This window comes from Pseudomonas parafulva NBRC 16636 = DSM 17004, from assembly GCF_000730645.1.
Taxonomy (GTDB): domain Bacteria; phylum Pseudomonadota; class Gammaproteobacteria; order Pseudomonadales; family Pseudomonadaceae; genus Aquipseudomonas; species Aquipseudomonas parafulva.
On the sequence record NZ_BBIU01000041.1, the window covers coordinates 13,677 to 36,637 of the forward strand.

Here is a 22,961-nt window from a genome sequence, read left to right on the forward strand (position 1 = left end):
GGTCAGGCGTCCTTCTGCTTGGTGCCGAAGATCTTGTCACCGGCATCACCCAGGCCCGGCACGATGTAGCCGTGCTCGTTCAGGCGCTCGTCGATGGAGGCGGTGAAGATCTGTACGTCCGGGTGGGCTTTCTCGACCACCTGGATGCCCTCGGGGGCGGCGACCAGGACCATGGCACGGATTTCCCGGCAGCCGGCCTTTTTCAGCAGGTCGATGGTCGCGACCATGGAGCCGCCGGTTGCCAGCATCGGGTCGATGATCAGTGCCAGGCGCTGGTTGATATCGGGCGCGAGTTTTTCCAGGTAAGTGTGTGCTTCGAGGGTTTCTTCGTTGCGGGCCACGCCGACGGCGCTGACCTTGGCACCCGGTACCAGGCTGAGCACGCCGTCGAGCATGCCGATACCTGCACGCAGAATCGGCACGACGGTAATTTTCTTGCCGGCGATTTTCTCTACCGCAACTTTGCCACACCAGCCGTCGATCTCGTAGGTTTCGAGGGGCAGGTCCTGGGTGGCTTCATAGGTCAGAAGCGCGCCGACTTCCTGGGCGAGTTCGCGAAAGTTCTTGGTGCTGATATCGGCACGGCGCATGAGGCCGAGCTTGTGGCGGATCAGCGGGTGGCGGATCTCACGGGTGGGCATAGGGGGCTCCGAAAGGCGGGCAAAAAAACCGCGCTAGATTAATCTATTCAGCCTGTGCTGTCGTCTGATCATTCTGCACGTTAGTCCATAAACGCTTGATCTGTGGCGAGCGGATGCGTACCTTTGCCCGCTTTTCCAAAATGCCCCCCTGGAGAGCGCAATGTCCGCCGATCTCGAGCATATTCGCCAAGTGATGCGTGAAGCCGACTGCCTGTATACCGAAGCCGAAGTCGAGGCGGCGATCGCCAAGGTCGGCGAGCAGATCTGCAAGGACCTGCACGACAAGAACCCGGTGGTGTTCTGCGTGATGAACGGTGGCCTGATCTTCTCCGGCAAGCTGCTGACGCACCTGCAGTTCCCGCTCGAAGCCTCGTACCTGCATGCCACCCGTTACCGCAACCAGACCAGCGGCGGCGAGCTGTTCTGGAAGGCCAAGCCAGAGGTATCGTTCATCGATCGCGACGTGCTCATCGTCGATGACATCCTCGACGAAGGCCACACCCTCAGCGCCATCATCGAGTTCTGCAAGCACGCCGGTGCGCGCACGGTGCACACCGCGGTACTGATCGACAAGGAACACGACCGCAAGGCCAGCCCCGACCTCAAAGCCAACTATGTCGGGCTGCCTTGCATCGACCGATACATCTTCGGTTATGGCATGGACTACAAAGGTTACTGGCGCAACGCCAACGGCATTTTTGCCGTCAAAGGCATGTAACACGGCGCCAGTCTTACAGCCCCGGTACAGCGTGCTAGAGTGCTCCTTCATGCCAAGGAGCCTTACATGCGTGCGATTCTCCCGTTCCTGCTGGCGGTCAGCCTGCCCCTGGCCGCCGCACCGATGCACAGCCAGTTCCTTCCGCCTGACGACCAGGCCTTGCGCCAGCAGGCGCCCACCGGCCAGCAACTGCTTCAGGTCACCGACTACGCCGTGGTGGTGGGTGCCCAGCGCCAGTCCGACCAACAGCCCATCCCCATCACCTCCACCTTGCAGGTGCGCCTGAAAGGCAAGCCATTGAGCAAGGGTGCCACCATCAGCCAGGTGCTGTTGACCTTCGATGGAGAGGCCGCCAAAAGCCTGAAAAAGCCGGTATACGACGAGAAAACCAAGACCCTTGGCCTGAACTACCCCGTCAGCGACTACCGGGTGATCATGGACCTGCTGCGCAACGAGACGGTGTATGTGCAGTTTCTGACCTACGGCAACGGCCATATCTGGGCTGACCTGCACACAGGTACCGTACGTACGCGTTGAGGCGCGCTGGCTGCGGGGGGTACACTGCCGGCCTTCGAAATCCCGTGATGGTCCAGTTGGAGTCGGCAATGCGTAAAGACAAGAAACAGGTAATCGGTGACGAAATCAGCGACGACTACATCAAGTCGTTTCTTCAGTTTGAGCCGGCAGATGGTGTGACTTCGCCGTCGCTGCACAAGCTGGTCAAAGCCTACCGTGGCCTGCGCGTCGATGATTTCCAGCGTTTCGTGGGCTTCTTCGTGGCAGCCGGCCTGGACCTGGACGGCAAGGACGAGCACGGCAAGACCTTCGTCGAGCAGATCGCCGACCAGCGTAACGCGCCCGAATACATCGAGATTATCGACAACGCACGTGCGTAAGCGGAAGGGTTGGGGCTGCAACGCAGCCCCAGTCAGTAATCACGCGTAGTGCTTGGCCGCCGGGCTGTCTTCAGCCAGGTCCAATGCTGCGTCGTTGTCCGCGCTGATCTTGTGATACAGCGCCGCGTCGGTCGCCAGGGTCTTTTCCCGTGCCGGGAAGATTTCCTTGAGCTTGGCAGCCCATTCACCCTTGGCCTGCTCCGGGAAGCAGCGCTCGATCAGCTCAAGCATGATCGACACCGTCACCGAAGCGCCAGGCGATGCGCCCAGCAGCGCTGCGAGGCTGCCGTCCTGGGCTGCCACCAGCTCAGTGCCAAACTGCAGCACGCCACCTTTTTTCGGGTCTTTCTTGATGATCTGCACCCGTTGGCCGGCCACTTCCAGGCGCCAGTCTTCGGCCTTGGCGTGCGGGTAGAAGCGGCGCAATGACTCCAGGCGCTGCTCCATCGACTGCATCACTTCGCTGACCAGGTACTTGGTCAGGTCCATGTTGTCGCGGGCCACCGCCAGCATCGGGCCGATGTTGCCCAAGCGCACCGACAGGGGCAGGTCCATCAGCGAACCGTGCTTCAGGAACTTGGTGGTAAAGCCTGCATAGGGGCCGAACAGTAGGGATTTCTTGCCGTCGACCACCCGGGTGTCCAGGTGCGGCACCGACATGGGCGGTGCGCCCACGGCAGCCTGGCTGTAGACCTTGGCCTGGTGCTGGCTGACGATCTCCGGGTTGTCGCAGCGCAGCCACTGGCCACTCACGGGGAAGCCGCCGAAGCCTTTGCTCTCTGGAATGCCGGAAGCCTGCAGCAGAGGCAGGGCAGCGCCACCTGCGCCCAGGAAGACGAAGCGCGCGTCCACCTCGCGGCTACCACCGCTGTTGACGTCCTTGATGCTCACGGTCCAGCCGTCGCCGTTACGGCGCAGGCCCACCACCTTCTTGCAGTACTTGACCTGCGCGTCGGGCGCATCGCCCAGCAGCTTGAGCAGCTTGTTGGTCAGTGCGCCGAAGTTCACGTCGGTGCCCTTGAGCACACGGGTGGCGGCGATGTGCTGGTCGGCTGGGCGCCCCGGCATCATCAGCGGCATCCACTCGTTCATCACGGCCTTGTCTTCGGTGTATTCCATGTCGGCGAAGGCGTGGTGCTGCTTGAGCAGCTCGTAACGCTTCTTGAGGAATGCGACACCCTTGTCACCTTCGACGTAGCTCAAGTGCGGGACCGGGTTGACGAATGCGCGTGCCGGCCCGAAGTTGCCCTTTTTGCTCAGGTAGGCCCAGAACTGGCGGGACACCTCGAACTGGGTATTGATGTGCACCGCCTTCTTGATGTCGATGCTGCCATCGGCGGCCTGGGGCGTATAGTTGAGCTCGCACAGGCCAGCATGGCCGGTGCCTGCGTTGTTCCACGGGTTGGAACTCTCTGCGGCTCCAGAGTCCATCGCCTCGACGACCTCGAGCTTGAGGCCCGGGTCAAGCTCCTTGAGCAGTACGGCCAGGGTGGCACTCATGATGCCCGCGCCTACCAGTACTACATCAACCGATTCGTTCTGCGCCATTTACCGCGTCTCCACACTCTACAGCTACCTAATTGACAGCACGGCATACCGGGTTCGCCGGGATCGCCATGTCCGACTTTTCGCAGTTCTTGAAGCGTTCGCGGACACCGCCAGTCAGTCTTGGGGTTGCTACATTGAACCCTGTTTGCCATGGGTGCGGCAATTCGACTTATGGTCAAGGTGTCGTGCGTGCGATATGGAACGGCTCAGACACGCATCCGGGATGAGGGTTCTTGCCGCCTGTTCAGGGCTGTTCGGGACACATCTGCTGCTTTTGCACATGCCAGATTGTTCATTTGCTCGCCACACTCTTGTGAAGTAGTGAAAACCGTTTTTTCCACGCTCTTTTGGAGACGTGAACCTCAAAAGGGGACTGCGCGATGGCAACCCGCAGGTTCATGCAGTGTGAAGGGCCGGAAAAGCAGGCACGACAGCCGATGCAAGACCTGAGTGGAAGGCTCTCTGTGGGCGAGGCGGATGAAGTTGCCGGGGTCAGACGGCGAGTGCGGGGCCCGATCAGGAGACGTCCTTATAATCGGGGGGAGATTATAGCGATGTCGCGGAGAGAAATGTCGTCAATTCGTGGTTTTATTGCAGCGTTTTTCAAGCGGCGAGGATGCGCTGGTGCCAGGGGCGGCTTGCACGGTTGCAAACCCGGGCGCTGGCCGGCAGTTCGCGGCCCAGCCAGGCGAGGTGGATATCGTGAACCTGCACCCAGCCGCCGCCGCTGGGTAGCTGCCGGCATTGCATGAAGGCCAGGCATTTGCCCGTGCCGTCGAGCCGGGCGTAGGCGTTGCCGGGTTTACGTTGCAGTAGCAGGTTCCAGAGCGAAGCCATGGCAGGTGTCCTGTGCAGTGAGGCCTGGCGCAAGCATAAGGGGCAGCCGGTTAAACGATTGTGACAGCGCGCACTGGCCTCGCATGCCGCTTGCAGGCCAGGCCCCGCCGCTAGGTATACTGTGCACCTTCGCCGCACTTTCTGGAGAAACGCGCATGTTGCAACGTCTGTTGTTCGGTTTGATCGCCGTAGCCAGCCTCAGCCTGGTCGGCTGTGCCCACAGTCCGCAACAACTCAGCCCGCAACCCAAACTGACCGCGCCGCTTGCCCCGGTGGGCAATGGCCAGCCAGTGGTGGTGCGTGTGGTCGATGGCCGGCCGTCGCCGTCCCTGGGGACGCGCGGTGGCATGTACCCGGAAACCAGCACCATCAGCGTCAACGCCAATGACGTGGTGCCCAAGCTACAGGCCCAAGCCGAAGCCGCCGTGCGCCTGCTGGGCTTTACCCCCACTTCCGGTGCAGGCGGTGCGCCGCAGCTGACCGTGACCCTGGCTGAGCTCAAGTACCAGTCGCCCAAAGACAACCTGTACGTGACCGAAGCCACCATTGGCGCCACCTTCCGTGCCGATGTCACCAACAACGGCCGCCGCTACAGTGGCCGCTATGGTGCTTCGCTGGACCAGCGGTTTGGCATGGCCCCCAACCAGGACACCAACACCCAGCTGGTGGGCGATGTACTGAGCGATGCGCTGACCCGGCTGTTCAAGGACCCAAGCATCGGCCAGACGCTGGCGCGGTAATCACCGGCTTTGCAGGCCCCCAGCCGCTGCCCCCACACAGGGCAGCGGTTTTTTTTACGCCTTTGCGGCGCTCAGGCCGCGTCGATGTGAAAGTCCAGCACGCTGATACCGGTGCCGGTGTCCACCTCTGGCCAGTGGTCATGCACGTGCCCGCCGAGGGCGCAGTAAACCAGCCACTGGCGGTCTTGCACGTTGATGGCGAAACCGTCGATCAATGCCTGTTGCTCATCGCTCTGAGCGACCAGATAGAGGCGGTCCTGGTTTTCGGCGTGCAGCATGAACGGGCTCCGGTTCGTTGAAAGGCCGACAGGGTGGCCTGTTCTGATGACGAACGCGTGACAGGTCAAATTAAATGGGGAAGGGGCGCGTGCTGCGCCCCATGCAGGGGATCAGGCTACAGGTGCCTGCTGCTTGACCTGATACTGGTTGCGCACCGGGGTCGCATACTGCAGCACCAAGTAAGGCTGCTGCTCGGGCGGGCAGGCATCCAGGCGGCGCTGCCACTCCTCTTTGGCCTTGGCCAGCTCGTCGGCCGGGAACACCTTATCGGCGCCGGGCACCTGCAGGGTATCGTCCTTGTCTGCCCACATCGCGTAGGCCAGGTAGTGCACCGGGAACAACCGGTAGCCGGCGAGAATCTGCCGGTCGACTGCTGCAGCCAGTTGCTTGGCGTCTTCGTGGTACTCGGTGACCGGCGCGGCAAAGTTGATGTGCACCCGGCCCTTGTAGCCGGTGATGCCCTTGGCGATGCTCTGGTCGTCCTCGCCTGGCGCCTTCTTGTAGGTGCCGGTGGTGGCCCGGATATACAGTTCGCGGGCCTTGGCCTGGTCGCAGGGGTCGTATTCGTAGCTGATCGAAACAGGCGTCAGGTTCAGGCTCTGGATGACCGCACCGAAGGCTTCGTCCTTGCGGCTCATGTGGAACATCTTGAGGATGGCCGAGTCGGTGCGATCATCACCGTCCTTGGCCCGGCCTTCGGCCTGGGCGATCCAGATCGAGATGGCATCGTTGCGGATGGAGTGGTTGATGTAGGCCGAGAGCAACTGGTAGGCCGCCAGCTTCTCGCGGCGCCCGGTGATGGACCGGTGCACGATGAAGCTTTTGTTCAGGCGCATCATGTCGCTGACGAACGGCTTTTGCAGCAGGTTGTCGCCGATGGCAATGCGCGGGGTCGGCAGGCCGGCGTGGTACACCGCGTAATTGACGAAGGCCGGGTCCATGACGATGTCGCGATGGTTGGCCAAAAACAGATAGGCAGTGCCAGCCTTGAGTTGCTCGACCCCGGTATAGGTGACGCCATCGGTAGCACGGTCGATAGTCTGGTCGACGTAGTACTCCACCTTGTCCTGCAAGGTGGAAACGCAGGTCACGCCGGCGAATTCCTGGCGCAGGCGACGGGCGATCAGCGGTTTGAGCAACCAGCCGAAAGCGCCGGCCGCACGGGGGAAACGGAAGTGCGTGAGAATATCGAGAAATGCCGGGTCGCTGAACAGCCTTGCCAGCACGGCAGGGACCTCAGCGTCGTCGTAGGGTCGGATGGCATCGAATTCGCCCATCATGCTCTCTTGTTGGAAACGGCTAGGGTAATAAGGTAGGGGCGGGCTCCGAAAAACGGCTCGGACGCACACGGGCCCTGTAAACAGACCGGCAATTATACGCATAACTCACTGCGGAGGCCCCGATGCTGGAAACCGACTTCTATGATTGCCCGTATTGTGGCGAGCGGGTGGAAACCACCGTCGACCTCTCGGCGGGTGATCAGGTTTACACTGAGGACTGCCAGGTGTGCTGCCAGCCGGTCATCTTCAGCTTGCAGGTGCACGATGACGAATGGATGCTCGAGGTCAGACGTGAGGACGATGCGTGATGCGGCGTATCTACGAACCCGAAAACCTGCTTGAGGCGGAAATGCTGGCCGGTATGCTGGCCAGCGAAGGCGTGCGCGCGCATCTGGTGGGCCGTGACCTGGTGGGCGCAGCCGGTGAGTTGCCGATTCACGGTCTGCTGGGCCTGGCGGTGGACGACGAGCACGCCGAGTACGCACGGCAGTTGATCGATGCGTACAATGACGCCCAGCCGATGGTTGGCGACGAACCGGAGAGTTTCCCCGGCACCTTGATTTGCTAGGTTCAGAATTCCCCCATGTGTGGACGTTATGCCCTGTTTCGCTGGCCTCAGGCACTGGCCAGCCTGCCAGGCTTCCCGGTCGGTCACCCCGCCCAATGGAACATTTCGCCCGGTGCCTCTGTGCTCATCCAGCGCCAGCTCGAGGGTGGGCCGGAGGTGGCGAGGGTGCGCTGGGGCTTGACGCCCGCCTGGCTGACCGACCTGTCACGTACCCCTGCCCATGCCCGGGCCGAAACCCTGGCCGAACAGCCGATGTTCCGCGAAGCCTTTCGCCAGCGCCGCTGCCTGATGCCGGCCAACGGCTTTTACGAATGGCGTGGCAGCGTGCGCAAACGGCCCTACTGGCTAACGCCGGGTGAGGGGGCGTCGTTGTACTTCGCGGCCATCTGGGAGGCGTACCCGGTGCAGGATCAGGTGTGGTTGAGTTGCGCAGTGGTGACGCAGGCCGCGGTCAACCAGCGCCGGCCCTTGATACTGGACGAAGCGGGGCGCGAAGCCTGGCTGGACCCGCTGACACCACTGAGCCGCCTGCAGGAGTTGCTGGCGAGCCCGCCTGCGCCCCTGCGTGAGCGCGCCTTGGCCCATTTCGTCAACGACCCGAAGCTGGATGCCCCGGAGTGCTTGACCCCGGCCTGATGCGATCCAAAGGTGCATGATCAGGTGGGCTGGTGTACACCCACCGATACCTGCGGCCGCGTCTACGTGGGTAAATTCTTACCTGCGGCTATGGCGGGCAACCCTTGAGTCATCCTAGGATACGGCGCATGTCGAAAGGGAGTGATTTCATGCGTAAAGGTTTAGTCGTCAGCCTGCTGAGTGCTGGCATCCTGCTAGCTGGTTGCCAGGCGGTGAACACTACCAGTGGCGGCTCCGTGGGTGTAGAGCGCAAGCAGTACATGTTCAGCATGCTGTCGCCCGATGAAGTGAACAAGATGTACGCCCAGTCTTATCAGCAGACACTGGGCGAGGCCTCCAGCAAAGGGCTGCTGGACAAGTCCAGCGCCGATGCCCGGCGCGTACAGGCCATTGCCAACCGCTTGATCGCCCAGGCCCCCAAGTTCCGGCCCGATGCCGCCCAGTGGAACTGGGAAGTCAACGTGATCAAGAGTGACGAACTCAACGCCAACTGCGGCCCGGGCGGCAAGATCATCGTCTACACCGGCCTGATCGATCAGCTCAACCTCAACGACGCCGAGATCGCCGCCGTGGTAGGCCACGAGATCGCCCACGCCCTGCGTGAACACAGCCGCGAGGCCATGTCCAAAGCTTACGGCGTGCAAATGGCCCGTTCCGGCGCCGGTGCGCTCCTGGGCCTCGGCCAGGACAGCATGGCCCTGGCCGACACCGTGGTGAACTACGCCATGACCCTGCCCAACAGCCGTGCCAACGAGAACGAGGCCGACCTGATCGGGCTTGAGTTGTCGGCCCGTGCCGGCTACGACCCTAACGCAGCCATTACCCTGTGGAACAAGATGAGCAAGGCTTCGGAAGGGGCGCCGCCTGAGTTCATGAGCACTCACCCCGCATCGGCCAGCCGCATTGCGTCGCTGCAGGCCGCCATTCCGAAGGTGATGCCGCTGTACCAGGCAGCTGCCAAGCCATAAAAACCGTGCAAGCCGCCCGCAGATGCCGGCGGCTTGCAGCCCCTTCAGCCCACCCAGCCGCTGGCCTTCATGGCCGAATACACCGCGACGATGGCCAGCACGAAGAACGCAGCCGCTGCCAGGCGGCGGATCAGCGTCAACGGCAGCTTGTCTGCAGCGAAGTTGCCCGCCAGCACCACGGGTACGTTGGCGATCAGCATGCCCAGCGTGGTGCCGACGATCACCATGATCAGGTGCGGGTATTGTGCGGCCAGCATCACCGTGGCCACTTGGGTCTTGTCACCGATTTCGGCCAGGAAGAAGGCGATGAGGGTGGTGAGGAACGGGCCGAAGCGGCGCGCCGGGTTTTCATCGTCGTCCATCTTGTCCGGTACCAGCGTCCACAGTGCGGTGGCGGTGAAACTTGCGGCAAGGATCCAGTGCAGGGCGGCGTCGCTGAAGAAACTGCCAAACCACGCACCTACTGCGCCGGCCGCAGCATGGTTGGCCAGCGTGGCGGCAACGATACCGGCAATGATCGGCCACGGTTTACGAAAACGCGCGGCAAGAATGAGCGCAAGCAATTGCGTCTTGTCGCCGATTTCGGCAAGCGCAACGATGGCGGTGGGGACCAACAGAGATTCCAGCATCAGGATTCCTACGGGGGCGGGTCGACACGGCTATGACACGTACAGCCTTCCCGCCCCGGGTAAGGTGTGCGTGTCATAGGTCTTGTCAAACCCTGGATCTGTCTGCGCAGATCTGGCCATGCAAGGGTGCATGGTGGGTCGCACGCGCCATGGTCTGTGGACCAAGTATGTTGACGCGTACCGGGCGAGCGGGTGGCTCGCGGGAGACTACTCCCCTAGGACGGAGCGGATTCTGCCTAGGCGAAACGGTTTCGGCAAGCGTTGTTTTCAGCCACGTGTCGCCTGATAAATCCGAAACCCATCCGCTTCGTCGCGTACCCGGCAGTTGCTCAGCGCCCCTTCGATAAGGGGTTGGTAGCGCAGAAAACTGTTGGCAACCAGGCGAAGTTCGCCACCTTTTCGCAGGTGTTGGGCGGATTTTTTCAGCATGGTTTCCGAGGCGTGGTAGTCGGTGTGTACGCCGGTATGGAACGGTGGATTGCTCAGCACCAGGCTCAGGTCAAAAGGCGCTGCGTCGATCCCGTCACCGTGAATGACCTCGCCCTCAAGGCCATTGTCAGCCAGGGTCAGGCGGCTGGCAGCAACGGCAAAGGCGTCCACGTCCAGCAGTGTAAGACGGCTTTGTGGATAGCGCCGTTTCACGGCAGCACCCAGCACGCCTGCACCACAACCGAAGTCCAGTACATGGCCGTCCGGCAGCCCATCGAGGTGCTTGAGCAACAGGGCGGTGCCGCGGTCCAGGCGGCCATGGCTGAACACGCCCGGCAGGCTGGTGACGCGCAAGGGGCCGTCTGGCAGGTCCAGCTCGAAACGTTGCGCCAGGCTTTCAAGCGGCTGCGCCTGGGGCGCCTGTTCGACGGTGACCTGCCAGAGCTGGCAGTGGCGGGCGCTGTCGAGCTTGCGAGGTTTGCCAAAGGCCTGCAATTGCCTGGATACGGCCTCGATACCCCCGCGTTTTTCCCCCACCACGTACAGTTCGCCGCCCGCCAGGGGGGCAGCCAGCGCATTGAGCAGGTAGGCAGCCAGTTCGCGTGACTTGGGCAGGAACAGCACGGCCGCAGTGAACGCCACGGCCGGTGGTTCCACCCCGCAGTGGCTGCGCATTGCGTAACGGTTGGCCAAGGCTGCATGGTCGCCGGCGTGCCAGGTCCAGGCATGGGCTTCAGGCAACTGGCCGAGCAGGTCGTCAGCCGGTGCTCCGGCTATCAGCAGCGGGCCTTGGAACAGCTCTGCCTGGCGGAGCAACACTTGACTACGCGGGTCCATGGACGAGGCCTCCGGAAAAAGTGGCGCAGTGTACCAGAGGCGCCACGTTGGCTCAGCTGACCACTCGCTGCGCCTGCCCGGCGAAGAAGGCCTGAGCGTTTTCGGCCAGCTGCCCGACGATGCGCTGGCGGGCCTCCACCGCGCCCCAGGCGCTGTGGGGCGTGACGATCAAGCGTGGGATGCCGGGCTCGAGCAGTGGATTGCCGTGAACCGGCGGCTCGACGCTGAGCACGTCGGTAGCCGCACCGCCCAGGTGGCCACTGCTCAGGGCATCGGCCAGCGCCTGCTCGTCGATCAAACCGCCCCGGGCAGTGTTCACCACCAGGGCGCCGGGCTTGAGCAGCGCCAGCTCGCGGGCACCGATCATGTGCCGGGTCTGTTCGTTGAGCGGGCAGTGCAAGGTCAGGGCATCGACCTGAGGCAGCAGCTCATCGAGCGGCAGGCGGTCGTTGCGGCTGGGTCGCCCGGGTATCTGCCCGCTCAGCACGCGCATGCCAAACGCCTCGGCCAGCCGCGCCACCGCGCCACCCAGTTCCCCATGGCCCAGCAGGCCGAGGGTTTTACCCTCCAGTTCGACGATGGGGAAGTCCAGCAGGCAAAACTGGCTGGCCTGTGCCCAGCGGCCTTCACGCACGGCCTGCTGGTAGTCGCACAGGCGGGTGGCCAGTGCCAGCAACAGGGCCAGGGTATGCTGGGCCACTGAAGGGGTGCCGTAGCCCTGGCAGTTGCAAACGGTGATGCCTTGCGCATGCGCAGCGGCCAGGTCGACGTTGTTGGTGCCAGTGGCAGCCACCAGAATCAGCTTTAGCTGCGGGTTGGCAGCCAGGGTTGCGGCATCCAGTACCACCTTGTTGCTGATGACCGCGGTTGCCCCTTGCAGGCGCTCTGCCACCTGCTCCGGGCGGGTGGCCGCGAACAGTTCGAAGGTGTCGAACTGCTGCTTCAGGGGCGAGAGGTCAAGGTCGCCAAGGTCCAGGGAGTGGTGGTCGAGAAACACGGCGTGACGCGGGCTGGGCATGGAGTTCTCCGGTGGCTGATCGCAGGCTTCAACCCAGTGTCCAGCCCCTTGCAACCGCCCGTCAACGCCTACCCCTCACACCTGCGCCTGGCAAATCATTCCTTCGGCTGATTTGGCTGTCATATCGGCGAACTACAGTAACGGCCACACGTTTCCAGCCTGCTGCTCAATGAAAGGGATATTTATGTTGCAGACCCGCATCATCAAGCCCGCCGAGGGCGCCTATGCGTACCCGCTGCTGATCAAGCGCCTGCTGATGTCTGCAAGCCGCTACGAGAAAACCCGCGAAATCGTCTACCGGGACACGCTGCGCCTGACCTACCCGCAGCTTAACGAACGTATTGCACGGCTGGCCAACGTGCTGACTGCCGCCGGCGTGAAGGCCGGTGATACCGTGGCGGTGATGGACTGGGACAGCCACCGTTACCTGGAGTGCATGTTCGCCATTCCCATGATCGGGGCGGTGGTGCACACCATCAACGTGCGCCTGTCGCCTGAGCAGATCCTCTACACCATGAACCACGCCGAAGACCGCCTGGTGTTGGTCAACAGTGATTTTGCAGGCCTGTACCAGTCCATTGCCGGGCAATTGACCACGGTCGAGCGCACGGTACTGCTGACCGACGATGCGGCCAGCCAGGCCACGTTGCCAGGCATGGAGGGCGAATACGAACAACTGCTGGCCGCTGCCAGCCCGCACTACGACTTCCCCGATTTCGACGAAAACTCGGTGGCCACTACGTTCTACACCACCGGTACCACGGGCAACCCCAAGGGGGTGTATTTCACCCACCGGCAACTGGTGCTGCACACGCTGGCCGAAACGTCGGTGACCGGCAGTATCGACAGCGTGCGCCTGATCGGCAGCGATGACGTGTACATGCCGATAACCCCCATGTTCCATGTGCATGCCTGGGGTATCCCTTATGCCGCCACCATGCTGGGCATGAAGCAGGTGTACCCCGGCCGCTACGAGCCAGAAATGCTGGTCAGGCTGTGGCGTGAAGAACGGGTCACGTTCTCTCACTGCGTGCCTACCATCTTGCAGATGCTGCTGAACTGCCCAAGCGCCCAGGGGCAGCACTTCGGTGGCTGGAAGATCATCATCGGCGGCAGTGCCTTGAACCGTTCGTTGTACCAGGCTGCCCTGGCCCGCGGCATCCAGCTCACGGCGGCGTATGGCATGTCCGAAACCTGCCCGCTGATTTCTGCGGCCCACCTCAATGATGAACTGCGTGCCGGCAGCGAAGATGAACGGGTCAGCTATCGCATCAAGGCCGGCGTGCCGGTGCCCCTGGTGGAAGCTGCCATTGTCGACGGCGAAGCTAACTTCCTGCCTGCCGATGGCGAAACCCAGGGGGAGCTGGTGCTGCGCGCACCCTGGCTGACCCAGGGCTACCTGAACGAACCCGAGAAGAGCGAGGCCCTGTGGCAAGGCGGCTGGCTGCACACAGGTGACGTCGCCACCCTCGACAGCATGGGTTTCATCGATATCCGCGACCGCATCAAGGATGTGATCAAGACCGGCGGCGAGTGGGTATCTTCGCTGGACCTCGAAGACCTGATCAGCCGGCACGCGGCGGTTCGCGAGGTCGCTGTGGTCGGCGTGGCCGACCCACAATGGGGGGAACGGCCATTCGCCCTGCTGGTACTCAGGGAGGGCCAGGCGGTCGATGCCAAGGCACTCAAAGACCATTTGAAGCCGTTCGTGGAGCAAGGGCAGATCAACAAGTGGGCCATTCCAAGCCAGATCGCCGTTGTTACTGAAATTCCCAAGACCAGTGTCGGCAAACTCGACAAGAAACGTATCCGCCAGGACATCGTCCAGTGGCAAGCCAGCAACAGTGCGTTTCTTTCCACCTTGTAACGGGGCGGTAACCGGGGTGCCTGCGGCAATCTGCCCGGGGGTAACCCGCGTGGCAGAGCGGCCCGGCGTCTTGCCAAACGGCGCAAATGCGCCATCCTTGAGCACTGCCAGCCTGCACGCGGAGCAAACACCAGCGGGTTGGCGGCATGGAGCGCAAATCACACTTTAGAGGGATCAAGCGCCTGTGCCTTGCTGGCTATAGTCGGGGTCAGGGGCTTTTCGGGAGGGGAGGGTACGCAGGCGCACGCTTGCATGCCGGTCGTTCAGGCCATTCCTGAAGGGACTCACTGCCATAACAAAAAAGTACATGGAGTAGCGTCGATGAAATCTGCAAACCCGTTCTGGCGCAGGGCCAGGTTGCCCATGGCCGTCAGCCTTGCTTCCACGCTCGCCGGCCCAGCATTCGCAGTCAGCTTCAACATTGGTGAAATCGAAGGCCAGTTCGACTCGTCGCTCTCCATAGGCGCCAGCTGGTCGACCGCCAACCCCAACCGCAACCTCATCGGGGTCAACAACGGCGGCAAGGGCCTGTCGCAAACCTCTGACGATGGCCACCTGAACTTCAAGAAGGGCGAAACCTTCTCCAAGATCTTCAAGGGTATTCACGACCTGGAGCTTAAGTACGGCGACACCGGCATCTTTGTGCGCGGCAAGTACTGGTACGACTTTGAACTCAAGGACGAGCACCGTCAGTTCAAGGACATCAGTGATTCCAACCGCAAGGAGGGCGCCAAGTCGTCCGGTGCCGAACTGCTCGACGCCTTCGTCTACCACAACTACTCCATCGGCGACCAACCGGGCTCGGTGCGCCTGGGCAAGCAAGTGGTGAGCTGGGGCGAAAGCACCTTCATCGGCAGCGGCATCAACGCCATCAACCCCATCGACGTGTCGGCGTTTCGCCGGCCCGGGGCCGAGATCAAGGAAGGCCTGATCCCGGTCAACATGTTCTATATCTCCCAGAGCCTCACCGACAACCTGTCAGCCGAGGCGTTCTACCAGCTTGAGTGGGACCAGACGGTTGTCGACAACTGCGGCACCTTCTTCTCCCAGCCAGACATCATTGCCGACGGCTGCAACAACAACCTGCGCGTGCTCAACAGCAGCCGCACCGTGCCGGCAGCAGCCCGCCAGTTCCTGGCCACGCGGGGTGTGAACATCAACGAGGAAGGGGTGATGGTGCGCCGGGGCGGCGACCGCGATGCCCGTGACAGCGGGCAGTTCGGCGTGGCCATGCGCTACATGTTCGAGCCGCTGGACACCGAGTTCGGTGCCTACTTCATGAACTACCACAGTCGCGCGCCGATCTTCAGCGCCACCGGCGCATCCCCCTCGGTGTTCGCCGCCATCCCGACCCTGCCAGCGCAACTGCGCGCCCTGGCGCCGCTGATCGTTGCCGGCAACTCGCAGTACTTCGTGGAATACCCCGAAGACATCCGCCTGTATGGCCTTAGCTTCTCCACCACACTGCCCACCGGTACAGCGTGGAGTGGTGAACTCAGTTACCGCCCCAACGCACCGGTGCAGTTGAACACCACCGATATTCTGTTTGCTGGCGTACGCCCGCTGGGCGGCGCACTCAGCAATGCTTCGCTGCTGACCGGCACCCCGGGCCAGGACCTGCATGGCTATCGCCGCAAGGAGGTCACCCAGTTCCAGACTACCCTCACACACTTCTTCGACCAGGTGATGGGCGCCAGCCGCATGACCGTGGTGGGTGAGGTGGGCGTGACCCACGTCGGTGGCCTGGAGAGCGCCTACGACACCCGCTATGGCCGCGACCCGGTTTACGGCCCAGGCCCACTGCCTTCTACCGGTGGCGCCAATACCTGCCAGGCACTCAACGCCAGCACCATCGCCGGTGCCGGGCCGGGCAGCTCCACGGCCAACCTGAACCGCAAGTGTGAAAACGACGGCTACACCACCAGCACTTCCTGGGGTTACCGCGCCCGCGTGATCTGGGATTACCCGGACGTGTTCGCCGGGGTCAACCTCAAGCCCAGCGTGGCCTGGTCCCATGATGTGTCCGGTTACTCGCCAGGCCCGGGCGGCAACTTCGAGGAAGGCCGCAAGGCAGTCAGCCTGGGGCTGGACGCCGAGTACCAGAACACCTACACCGCCAGCCTCTCGTACACCAACTTCTTCGACGGCAAGTACACCACCGTGGATGATCGCGACTTCGTCGCCCTCAGCTTCGGTGTGAACTTCTAAGCAAACAGATCCAGGACGACACGACATGAACAAGACCAGAAGTCTGCTGCAAGCCGGTGTGCTGGGCCTGTCCCTGCTGGCGACCAGCGTAATGGCAGCGGTGTCTGCGGACGAGGCGGCGAAGCTGGGCAGCACCCTGACGCCAATGGGCGCGGAAAAAGCCGGCAATGCCGATGGTTCCATCGGCCCCTGGCAGCCGCTGGCCAAAACCGCCGGCAGCGTCGACGGCAAAGGTTTCCTTGCCGACCCTTACGGCAGCGAAAAACCCCTGTTCACCATCACTGCGCAGAATGCTGACCAGTACAAGGACAAGCTCTCACCTGGCCAGTTGGCCATGTTCAAGCGTTACCCGGACACCTACAGAATCCCGGTTTTCAAAACCCATCGGGGGGCGACCGTCCCCGCTGATGTGTTCGCAGCCATCAAGGAAAACGCCACCAAAGCCACTTTGGCTGAGGGCGGCAACGGGCTGAACAACTTCCGCACGGCAGTGCCGTTCCCGATCCCGAAAACCGGGTTGGAGGTGATCTGGAACCACATCACCCGCTACCGTGGCGGCAGCGTCAGCCGGCAGGTGATCCAGGCTACGCCGCAGCAGAACGGCTCCTTCAGCCCCGTGTATTTCTCTGACCAGTTCGTGTTCCGCGACCGGATGAAGGATTACGACCCGAACAACCCGGGCAACATCCTGTTCTACTTCAAACAGGAAGTAACGGCCCCGGCGCGCCTGGCAGGCACCGTGCTGCTGGTTCACGAAACCCTCGACCAGGTGAAGGAGCCGCGCAAGGCCTGGATCTATAACGCCGGGCAACGCCGCGTACGTCAGGCACCGCAGGTGTCGTACGACGGGCCGGGCACAGCAGCCGATGGCCTGCGCACCTCGGATAACCTCGACATGTACAACGGTGCCCCGGACCGCTACGACTGGAAGCTCGAGGGCAAGAAGGAGCTCTACATTGCCTCCAACGCCTTCAAGCTCGATGACCCCAAGCTGAAGTACACCGATATCGTCAAGGCCGGGCACATCAACCAGGACCTCGCCCGTTACGAGTTGCGACGGGTGTGGCATGTGGTTGCCACCCTCAAGCCTGGCCAGCGGCACATCTATGCCAAGCGTGACTTCTACATCGACGAAGACACCTGGCAGGCCGCCGTGATCGACCAGTACGACGGCCGTGGCCAGCTGTGGCGCGTGTCCGAGGCCCACGCCCAGCCGTACTACAACGTGGAGGTGCCGTGGATCACCCTGGAGGCCATCTACGACCTGCAATCGGGCAGGTACCTGGCCTTGGGCATGAAGAACGAAGAGAAGCGTGCATACGACTTCGGCTTCACCGCCAGCAAAGCGGACTTCCAGCCTGCAGCACTGCGCCAGTCCGGCATCCGTTAATCCGTAGCCAAGCGGGGCGATGTAGGCGCGAGCACAGCTCGCGATGGGGCGCAAAGCGCCCCCAGCCCCCCAATAAACCCGCTGAATACCCCACCAAACCCCCGCCTTAGCCTCTGTCCATCGTCGTTGTTGCTTTTTGTCGTAGTCTTTTCCCCAGCATTCGCCCCCCTTTGCCTTCAAATACGCGACGTTAACCGCTAGTCTCGCAAACACCGCTATCGCCGTATTCTTCCAACCAGAACGAGCCGGCCATGTCAGACCTGTCCCGTACGAACGGATTCGCCAGCCAGGCCATGGGCCTGCTGGACGGGCGTTTCTTCCGGCCACCCTTGCCCGATGGCCATGTCGCTCGCCAGCGCCTGTGCCAACGCTTGCACGCGGGCCTGGGTGGGCGTTTGCTGCTGGTCAGTGCACCTGCGGGGTTTGGCAAAAGCTGCCTTGCCATCGAGTTCTGCGAGGCGCTACCGGCCCATTGGCGTAGCCTGTGGCTGGGCTTGAGCCCGCGTGATGCCGACCCGGGTCGCTTCCTCGAGCGCCTGCTCGAGGGCCTGCAACAACACTGCCCGGCCTTGGGCGGGCAGGCCATGGGTTTGCTGAAGATGCGCCAGCGTCATCAGCCGTTCGCCTTCGAGCAATGGCTCGATGGCCTGGTCGATGAGCTGGCGCTGTATTTCCAGGCTGATACGCCATTGCTGCTGGTGCTGGATGACTACCATCTGGCCCAGGGCCCTGTGCTCGATGGTTGCCTGCAGTTCTTCCTCAATCACCTGCCTGCTGGCCTGGTGCTGCTGGTCACCAGCCGACAGCGGCCTGACTGGCACCTGGCTCGCCTGCGCCTGTCACGGCAATTGGCCGAGTTGAGCGAACAGGACCTGCGCCTGACCGTGGATGAAGCCCTGGCGGTTATCGGCCGCAAGCCCACCAGCCTGCGCGGCCAGGCACTGGACAACCTGATCCAGCGCAGTGATGGCTGGGTAGCGGGCCTGCGCTTCTGGCAACTGGCTGCCAGTGAGTCGGCTGACGACCAGGCCTTGCCCCAGGCACTGCATGGCGGGGAAGGGCTGATCCGTGACTATCTGCTCGAAGAGGTCATCGACATGCTGCCTGCCGACGTGCAGGCCTTTCTCGATGAAACTGCTTGCCAAGAACGGTTCTGCGCGCCCCTGTGCGATGCACTACGGGTGCGGGATGACAGCGCCGCCATCCTGGGTTTTCTGCAAGCGCACCAGGTATTTCTGGTGCCCCTGGACGAACACGGCCGCTGGTTCCGCTATCACCACCTGTTTTCCGACCTGCTGCGCAGCCGTCAGCAAAGCGAGCCGCTGGCTGGCCGGCACCTGCGCGCCTGCCGTTGGTTCCAGGCCCAGGGTTTGCTGGATGAAGCCGTAGAGCAGGCGCTGCGCGGCGGGCACCTGGACGTGGCGGCCGACCTTGTGCAAAGCCTTTCAGAAGAACAACTGCTGGCCGAACAGAACGTCGGCATGCTGTTGCGCTGGAAGATGGACCTGCCCGACAGCCTGCTGATCAGTACCCCTCGCCTGATCGTGCTGTACAGCTGGGCACTGGGCCTTGCCTGCCAGCTGGACGCGGCCGAGGAACTGGCCGGCTACCTCAGCCGCTTTCTGCCCGCGCCCTCTGCCAGCGCGCAGAAATCCATGCTGGCGCAATGGCTGGCACTCAGTGGCGTGATCGCCCGCGGCCGCGGTGACCGCGAGCGAACCCTGGCTTACTGCAGCGAAGCGCTGCACAGCCTGCCTTGCAAGCGTTACGGCCAGCGCCTGGTGTGCCTGTCCACCTTGTCCAACCTGGCCATTGCCGAGGGTGACTTCTGGCGTGCCCGCGGCTGGAACCGCGAAGCGCTCGAGCTGGCCCAGCGGGTCGGCAACCCGTTGTTCGAAGCATTGGCCCACTACGACCGTGCGCGCGTGCTGCACGCCCGTGGCGAGGTGCTGCGTGCGCTCGATGAAGTGCGCCAGGGCCTGCAGCGCCTGCAAGGGCTTTCGGCACAACGCCTGTATGCCATTCGCGCACGTCTGACCCTGTACGACGGCTACCTGCAGGTGTCGCGCCTGAACCCCGTGCAGGGCCGTGCCCGCTTGCGCGCGGGCCTCGGTGAAGCGCGCGCCTGCCGCGACATCAGCGTACTCATCGGCCATTGCGTAATTGCCACACTCGACGGGCGTGAAGGGCATTTTGCCGAAGCGTTTGCCGAACTGGCCGAAGCAGAGCGCCTGATGCACATCTGGGACGTGCCGCCTGTGTACTACCTGGCCATGATCACCTTGGTGAAATGCGAGCTGTGGCTGGCACAGGGGCGCACAGACCTGGCCGAGTCCTGGCTGCAGCGCCTGGGCCAGACCTATGGGGGGGAACAACCGGCACTGGCGCCCGAGTTCCACCCCTTGTTGCCGTGCCATGTGGCGTTGCAGCAGGCAGGGCTGGACCGCAGCCGTGCCCGCTACGAGGAGGCCGCACAGCGCCTGGAGGCGCTGGTCGCTCGCGGCCAGCGCTGTGGCGGCATGATGCTCACGGTCAGTGCGCTGGCGCAGTTGCTGGCGCTGTTGTTGGGTACTGGCCAGGCCGGCAAGGCCGCGCAATGGCTGCCGGGTTTGCTGGAAGCTGCGCGTGGCGGGGTACTGCAGCCTTTTCAGGTACTGCTCGAACAGCACCCGCAGTGGCTGGCCGAGCAGTTGCAGGGGCATGCCAGCTGCCCGGTCCAGGGCGAACTGCTGCAGCGCCTGCCAAAAGTTGCCAGTACCGGCGCCCCTGGCATGGAGGCCTTGAGCGGCCGCGAGCTGGCGGTGCTCGAGCTGATCGCTCAAGGCTGGTCTAACCAACAAATCAGCGAGCGCTTGTTCATTTCGCTGCACACCGTCAAAACCCACGCCAGCCATATCAACAGCAAGCTGGGTGTGGAGCGCCGTACCCAGGCCGTGGCCAGGGCAAAATCCCTCGGCTTGCTGGCGTGACGCTGGCCCAGCGGGCGGCTGCTCGCTAAAATGCTGGCTTGGGGCCAGCTTGCAGGAACGCAGCTGCCCGCTTTCATCTTTTCCGAGCAGCTGCCGATACAGCGATCGGTGGCATCGCCTCGCGCGGTTTTTCCCATTATTCCAAGGCAGGTCGTGTTGATGCTGCAGTTCGGGCAAAAGAGCTTTCTGATCGTCGACGACTTCACCGACTTCCGCACCTCGACCCGCTCCATGTTGCGCGAGCTGGGCGTGCGGGACGTCGATACCGCCGACAGTGGCGAGCAGGCATTGCGGATGTGCGCGCAGAAGCGCTACGACTTCATCCTGCAGGATTTTCACCTGGGCGATGGCAAGAAGAACGGCCAGCAGGTGCTTGAAGACCTGATCATCGACAAGCACATCAGCCATGAATGCGTGTTCATCATGGTGACGGCCGAAAGCAGCCAGGCCATTGTGCTCAGCGCCATCGAGCATGAGCCGGACGCCTACCTGACCAAGCCCTTCAACCGGGTTGGCCTGGCCCAGCGGGTCGAGAAACTGTACCAGCGCAAGACCTTGCTCAAGCCCATCCTCCAGGCACTGGACCGTAATCGCCCCGGTGAGGTGCTGGCGGCCTGCGCAGAGCTGTGCAAAAAAGACCCGCGCCTGGCGCCGCTGTGCTTGCGCTACCGGGCCGATGCGTTGCGCAACCTCAACCGGTTCGAAGAGCTGGAGAAGTTTCTCAAGGCCATCCTGGCCAGCCGCCCACAGCCTTGGGTGTACGCCGCATTGGGCAGCCTGATGCACAAGCGTGGGCAGAATGCCCAGGCGCAAGCGGTGTATGAACAAGCGCTCAAGGCCTTCCCCATCATGCCAGCCCTGTACGACGGCATTGCCGAAGTGCTGGTAGCCCAGGGCGAAACCAAACGCGCCCAGGGCCTGCTGGAAGAGGCCGTGCGCCTGTCACCGCTGTCTGTAAGGCGTCAGGCGACGCTGGGCAAGCTGGCACTGGCCAACGAAGACTTCGACAGCGCTTCCAAGGCGTTCCGCCACGCGGTCACCCAGGGGCAAAGCTCGCGTTACAAAGACGCCGAGAACAACCTGGGCCTGGCCCAGGCGCTGATGAACCGCAACGCCGGGTTTGGTCTGGATGCCCGTACCCGTGTCGAGATCAACACCACCCTCAGTGAAGTGGCCAAGGAAAACCCTGAAGACCAGGGTTTGCAGGTTCGGGCGCGCATGATGAAGGCCGCCAGCCTGCAGCAGGCCGGTGACCCTGAAACCGCTGCCAAGCTGACGGAGCAGGCGGTGTTGCGTCTGGAAAAGATGAACCAGTTCTTCTCGGTGGATGCAGCCCTCACGGTTGCCCGGCAGTTGCAGGCCATGGGTCAGGATGCAGCGGCCACCGTGGTGCTCAGGAACTGTGTGGAGAGTTATGGCGACGACCCCAAGGTCATGGAAAAAGTGGGCAAGCTGACCGACGACCCAAGCGTGCTCAACGCCATTACCGAAGCCGTCACGCTCAACCGTCAGGGCGTGCGCAGTTACCAGGGAGGTCAGCTTGGCGAGGCATTGCAGATGTTCCGCAAGGCACTGGGCCTGCAGCCCAAAAACATCAGCATCGCCCTCAACACCGCCCAGGCGCTGCTGCGCATCGGCGGTGAGAATCCTCAGCCTGCGATCATGCAGGAGTGCCGTGACGCCTTGACCAGCGTGGCCGGCATTCCTGCCAGCGATAACCGCTATGACCGCTACCGCAAACTGCATACCCGGGTGTTCGGCGCATGAATCAAGACAATCAGGGGCTGGATTTTTCCACGGTGATCGCCTCCACCGTGCACGACCTGAAAAATTCGCTTTCCGCGCTGATCCAGTCCCACAGCCAGTGGGTACAGCGCCTGCCCGAGGAACTGCGTGGTGGCGTGGAGCAGGGCGTGATGGAGCACGAGTTCCGTCACCTCAATGGCATGCTCGTGCAGCTGCTGGGGCTTTACAAGCTGGGCGTCAACCAGCTGCCTGTGTGCCCCGACTATCACGAGCTGGACGACTTCATCGAAGCCCAGCTGGCGGCTCACGAGGAGGTGCTGCAGCACAATGCCATTCAGGCAAGCTGGCGCATCGACACCGATAACCCGCTGGGCTTCTTCGACCGTGAGCTGGTGGCCTCGGTAATCGCCAACGTGATCACCAACGCCACGCGCTTCGCCGAGCAGGCGCTGTTGATTACCATCGAGGAAGCGGACAACCAGTTGGCCATCTGCGTGAACGATGACGGGCCGGGCTACCCACAGCGCATGATCGACCGGCAGCAGGAGTACATCCAGGGCATCGATTCCAACAGTGGCAGCACGGGGCTGGGCCTTTACTTTGCTGCACGCATTGCCGCCTTGCATGAAAGCAACGGGGTGCAGGGGCGGATCGAGATCTCCAACGGGGGCGAGTTGGGCGGCGGGTTGTTCAAACTGTTCCTGCCGTGATGAAGACTCCTTCATGGAATTTTCCTTTACCGGGGCACTCCAACCCT

General features: G+C 62.8%; 22 protein-coding genes and 1 riboswitch. Of the genes, 14 read left to right on the forward strand and 8 right to left on the reverse strand.

Annotated features, from left to right (window positions below):
• Positions 1-2: 2 nt before the first annotated feature.
• Complete coding sequence (gene upp, locus PPA02S_RS20890) at positions 3-641, reverse strand: uracil phosphoribosyltransferase (protein ID WP_028631674.1); 639 nt, start codon at positions 639-641, stop codon at positions 3-5.
• A 160-nt stretch (positions 642-801) separates the two neighbouring features.
• Here upp and PPA02S_RS20895 point away from each other — a divergent pair, with 160 nt between their 5' ends.
• The 3 genes from PPA02S_RS20895 (at position 802) to PPA02S_RS20905 (ending at position 2,255) form a co-directional block, all read left to right on the forward strand.
• Positions 802-1,359 (forward strand): hypoxanthine-guanine phosphoribosyltransferase, encoded by a 558-nt coding sequence (locus tag PPA02S_RS20895; RefSeq protein ID WP_028631673.1) that lies wholly within the window; start codon positions 802-804, stop codon positions 1,357-1,359.
• A 66-nt stretch (positions 1,360-1,425) separates the two neighbouring features.
• Positions 1,426-1,896 carry a hypothetical protein gene (locus PPA02S_RS20900; protein ID WP_028631672.1) on the forward strand — a complete coding sequence of 157 codons (471 nt, stop codon included), beginning with the start codon at positions 1,426-1,428 and terminating at the stop codon, positions 1,894-1,896.
• Positions 1,897-1,964: 68 nt separating this feature from the next.
• Positions 1,965-2,255: a PA4642 family protein gene (locus PPA02S_RS20905; protein ID WP_028631671.1), complete on the forward strand. Its 291-nt coding sequence runs from the start codon at positions 1,965-1,967 to the stop codon at positions 2,253-2,255.
• 39 nt (positions 2,256-2,294) lie between these two features.
• Here the strand turns inward: PPA02S_RS20905 and mqo are convergent, their stop codons facing one another.
• Both mqo and PPA02S_RS20915 read right to left on the reverse strand, forming a co-directional pair.
• The gene (mqo, locus tag PPA02S_RS20910) at positions 2,295-3,803 is read right to left on the reverse strand and encodes a malate dehydrogenase (quinone) (protein ID WP_028631670.1); all 1,509 of its coding nucleotides are present in this window, start codon (positions 3,801-3,803) and stop codon (positions 2,295-2,297) included.
• A 603-nt stretch (positions 3,804-4,406) separates the two neighbouring features.
• Positions 4,407-4,640 carry a hypothetical protein gene (locus PPA02S_RS20915; protein WP_028631669.1) on the reverse strand — a complete coding sequence of 78 codons (234 nt, stop codon included), beginning with the start codon at positions 4,638-4,640 and terminating at the stop codon, positions 4,407-4,409.
• Positions 4,641-4,795: 155 nt separating this feature from the next.
• On the opposite strand from PPA02S_RS20915, the gene PPA02S_RS20920 reads away from it, so the two are divergent.
• Complete coding sequence (locus PPA02S_RS20920; RefSeq protein WP_028631668.1) at positions 4,796-5,380, forward strand: YajG family lipoprotein; 585 nt, start codon at positions 4,796-4,798, stop codon at positions 5,378-5,380.
• Between the two features lie 71 nt (positions 5,381-5,451).
• On the opposite strand, the gene PPA02S_RS20925 is transcribed toward PPA02S_RS20920, so the two are convergent.
• Both PPA02S_RS20925 and PPA02S_RS20930 read right to left on the reverse strand, forming a co-directional pair.
• A complete protein-coding gene (locus PPA02S_RS20925; protein WP_028631667.1) occupies positions 5,452-5,658 on the reverse strand; it encodes a hypothetical protein in 207 nt (68 codons plus the stop codon).
• A 111-nt stretch (positions 5,659-5,769) separates the two neighbouring features.
• Complete coding sequence (locus PPA02S_RS20930) at positions 5,770-6,936, reverse strand: 1-acyl-sn-glycerol-3-phosphate acyltransferase (protein WP_028631666.1); 1,167 nt, start codon at positions 6,934-6,936, stop codon at positions 5,770-5,772.
• Positions 6,937-7,061: 125 nt separating this feature from the next.
• Between PPA02S_RS20930 and PPA02S_RS20935 the strand changes: the two genes are divergently transcribed.
• The 4 genes from PPA02S_RS20935 (at position 7,062) to PPA02S_RS20950 (ending at position 9,111) form a co-directional block, all read left to right on the forward strand.
• The gene (locus tag PPA02S_RS20935; RefSeq protein ID WP_028631665.1) at positions 7,062-7,247 is read left to right on the forward strand and encodes a CPXCG motif-containing cysteine-rich protein; all 186 of its coding nucleotides are present in this window, start codon (positions 7,062-7,064) and stop codon (positions 7,245-7,247) included.
• A complete protein-coding gene (locus tag PPA02S_RS20940; protein ID WP_028631664.1) occupies positions 7,247-7,507 on the forward strand; it encodes a putative signal transducing protein in 261 nt (86 codons plus the stop codon). Before PPA02S_RS20935 ends, PPA02S_RS20940 begins: the two co-directional genes overlap by 1 nt.
• Positions 7,508-7,522: 15 nt before the next feature.
• Positions 7,523-8,143, forward strand: a complete 621-nt coding sequence (locus tag PPA02S_RS20945) for an SOS response-associated peptidase (RefSeq protein WP_028631663.1) — start codon at positions 7,523-7,525, stop codon at positions 8,141-8,143.
• Positions 8,144-8,292: 149 nt separating this feature from the next.
• On the forward strand, positions 8,293-9,111 hold the full coding sequence (locus tag PPA02S_RS20950) for a M48 family metallopeptidase (protein WP_028631662.1): 819 nt from the start codon (positions 8,293-8,295) through the stop codon (positions 9,109-9,111).
• A 44-nt stretch (positions 9,112-9,155) separates the two neighbouring features.
• Here the strand turns inward: PPA02S_RS20950 and PPA02S_RS20955 are convergent, their stop codons facing one another.
• From PPA02S_RS20955 to PPA02S_RS20965, 3 genes are all read right to left on the reverse strand, one after another.
• Positions 9,156-9,740 (reverse strand): TMEM165/GDT1 family protein, encoded by a 585-nt coding sequence (locus PPA02S_RS20955; RefSeq protein WP_028631661.1) that lies wholly within the window; start codon positions 9,738-9,740, stop codon positions 9,156-9,158.
• A gap of 87 nt (positions 9,741-9,827) precedes the next feature.
• Positions 9,828-9,969: riboswitch (yybP-ykoY riboswitch) on the reverse strand.
• 38 nt (positions 9,970-10,007) lie between these two features.
• On the reverse strand, positions 10,008-11,006 hold the full coding sequence (locus tag PPA02S_RS20960) for a methyltransferase (RefSeq protein ID WP_028631660.1): 999 nt from the start codon (positions 11,004-11,006) through the stop codon (positions 10,008-10,010).
• A gap of 52 nt (positions 11,007-11,058) precedes the next feature.
• Positions 11,059-12,024 (reverse strand): 2-hydroxyacid dehydrogenase, encoded by a 966-nt coding sequence (locus PPA02S_RS20965; RefSeq protein WP_028631659.1) that lies wholly within the window; start codon positions 12,022-12,024, stop codon positions 11,059-11,061.
• 184 nt (positions 12,025-12,208) lie between these two features.
• Here PPA02S_RS20965 and PPA02S_RS20970 point away from each other — a divergent pair, with 184 nt between their 5' ends.
• From PPA02S_RS20970 to PPA02S_RS20995, 6 genes are all read left to right on the forward strand, one after another.
• A complete protein-coding gene (locus tag PPA02S_RS20970) occupies positions 12,209-13,891 on the forward strand; it encodes a fatty acid--CoA ligase (RefSeq protein WP_028631658.1) in 1,683 nt (560 codons plus the stop codon).
• 321 nt (positions 13,892-14,212) lie between these two features.
• Complete coding sequence (locus PPA02S_RS20975; RefSeq protein WP_028631657.1) at positions 14,213-16,099, forward strand: DUF1302 domain-containing protein; 1,887 nt, start codon at positions 14,213-14,215, stop codon at positions 16,097-16,099.
• A 25-nt stretch (positions 16,100-16,124) separates the two neighbouring features.
• A complete protein-coding gene (locus PPA02S_RS20980; RefSeq protein ID WP_028631656.1) occupies positions 16,125-17,489 on the forward strand; it encodes a DUF1329 domain-containing protein in 1,365 nt (454 codons plus the stop codon).
• Between the two features lie 251 nt (positions 17,490-17,740).
• Positions 17,741-20,458: a winged helix-turn-helix domain-containing protein gene (locus PPA02S_RS20985; protein ID WP_028631655.1), complete on the forward strand. Its 2,718-nt coding sequence runs from the start codon at positions 17,741-17,743 to the stop codon at positions 20,456-20,458.
• A 159-nt stretch (positions 20,459-20,617) separates the two neighbouring features.
• On the forward strand, positions 20,618-22,225 hold the full coding sequence (locus PPA02S_RS20990) for a response regulator (protein ID WP_028631654.1): 1,608 nt from the start codon (positions 20,618-20,620) through the stop codon (positions 22,223-22,225).
• Positions 22,222-22,914, forward strand: a complete 693-nt coding sequence (locus tag PPA02S_RS20995) for a sensor histidine kinase (protein ID WP_028631653.1) — start codon at positions 22,222-22,224, stop codon at positions 22,912-22,914. The genes PPA02S_RS20990 and PPA02S_RS20995 overlap by 4 nt, the downstream gene beginning before the upstream one ends.
• Positions 22,915-22,961: the final 47 nt, after the last annotated feature.

Coding starts and splice junctions, on each gene's coding strand:
- upp (WP_028631674.1), bottom strand. CDS start 641: ATGCCCACCCGTGAGATCCGCCACCCGCTGATCCGCCACAAGCTCGGC.
- PPA02S_RS20895 (WP_028631673.1), top strand. CDS start 802: ATGTCCGCCGATCTCGAGCATATTCGCCAAGTGATGCGTGAAGCCGAC.
- PPA02S_RS20900 (WP_028631672.1), top strand. CDS start 1,426: ATGCGTGCGATTCTCCCGTTCCTGCTGGCGGTCAGCCTGCCCCTGGCC.
- PPA02S_RS20905 (WP_028631671.1), top strand. CDS start 1,965: ATGCGTAAAGACAAGAAACAGGTAATCGGTGACGAAATCAGCGACGAC.
- mqo (WP_028631670.1), bottom strand. CDS start 3,803: ATGGCGCAGAACGAATCGGTTGATGTAGTACTGGTAGGCGCGGGCATC.
- PPA02S_RS20915 (WP_028631669.1), bottom strand. CDS start 4,640: ATGGCTTCGCTCTGGAACCTGCTACTGCAACGTAAACCCGGCAACGCC.
- PPA02S_RS20920 (WP_028631668.1), top strand. CDS start 4,796: ATGTTGCAACGTCTGTTGTTCGGTTTGATCGCCGTAGCCAGCCTCAGC.
- PPA02S_RS20925 (WP_028631667.1), bottom strand. CDS start 5,658: ATGCTGCACGCCGAAAACCAGGACCGCCTCTATCTGGTCGCTCAGAGC.
- PPA02S_RS20930 (WP_028631666.1), bottom strand. CDS start 6,936: ATGGGCGAATTCGATGCCATCCGACCCTACGACGACGCTGAGGTCCCT.
- PPA02S_RS20935 (WP_028631665.1), top strand. CDS start 7,062: ATGCTGGAAACCGACTTCTATGATTGCCCGTATTGTGGCGAGCGGGTG.
- PPA02S_RS20940 (WP_028631664.1), top strand. CDS start 7,247: ATGCGGCGTATCTACGAACCCGAAAACCTGCTTGAGGCGGAAATGCTG.
- PPA02S_RS20945 (WP_028631663.1), top strand. CDS start 7,523: ATGTGTGGACGTTATGCCCTGTTTCGCTGGCCTCAGGCACTGGCCAGC.
- PPA02S_RS20950 (WP_028631662.1), top strand. CDS start 8,293: ATGCGTAAAGGTTTAGTCGTCAGCCTGCTGAGTGCTGGCATCCTGCTA.
- PPA02S_RS20955 (WP_028631661.1), bottom strand. CDS start 9,740: ATGCTGGAATCTCTGTTGGTCCCCACCGCCATCGTTGCGCTTGCCGAA.
- PPA02S_RS20960 (WP_028631660.1), bottom strand. CDS start 11,006: ATGGACCCGCGTAGTCAAGTGTTGCTCCGCCAGGCAGAGCTGTTCCAA.
- PPA02S_RS20965 (WP_028631659.1), bottom strand. CDS start 12,024: ATGCCCAGCCCGCGTCACGCCGTGTTTCTCGACCACCACTCCCTGGAC.
- PPA02S_RS20970 (WP_028631658.1), top strand. CDS start 12,209: ATGTTGCAGACCCGCATCATCAAGCCCGCCGAGGGCGCCTATGCGTAC.
- PPA02S_RS20975 (WP_028631657.1), top strand. CDS start 14,213: ATGAAATCTGCAAACCCGTTCTGGCGCAGGGCCAGGTTGCCCATGGCC.
- PPA02S_RS20980 (WP_028631656.1), top strand. CDS start 16,125: ATGAACAAGACCAGAAGTCTGCTGCAAGCCGGTGTGCTGGGCCTGTCC.
- PPA02S_RS20985 (WP_028631655.1), top strand. CDS start 17,741: ATGTCAGACCTGTCCCGTACGAACGGATTCGCCAGCCAGGCCATGGGC.
- PPA02S_RS20990 (WP_028631654.1), top strand. CDS start 20,618: ATGCTGCAGTTCGGGCAAAAGAGCTTTCTGATCGTCGACGACTTCACC.
- PPA02S_RS20995 (WP_028631653.1), top strand. CDS start 22,222: ATGAATCAAGACAATCAGGGGCTGGATTTTTCCACGGTGATCGCCTCC.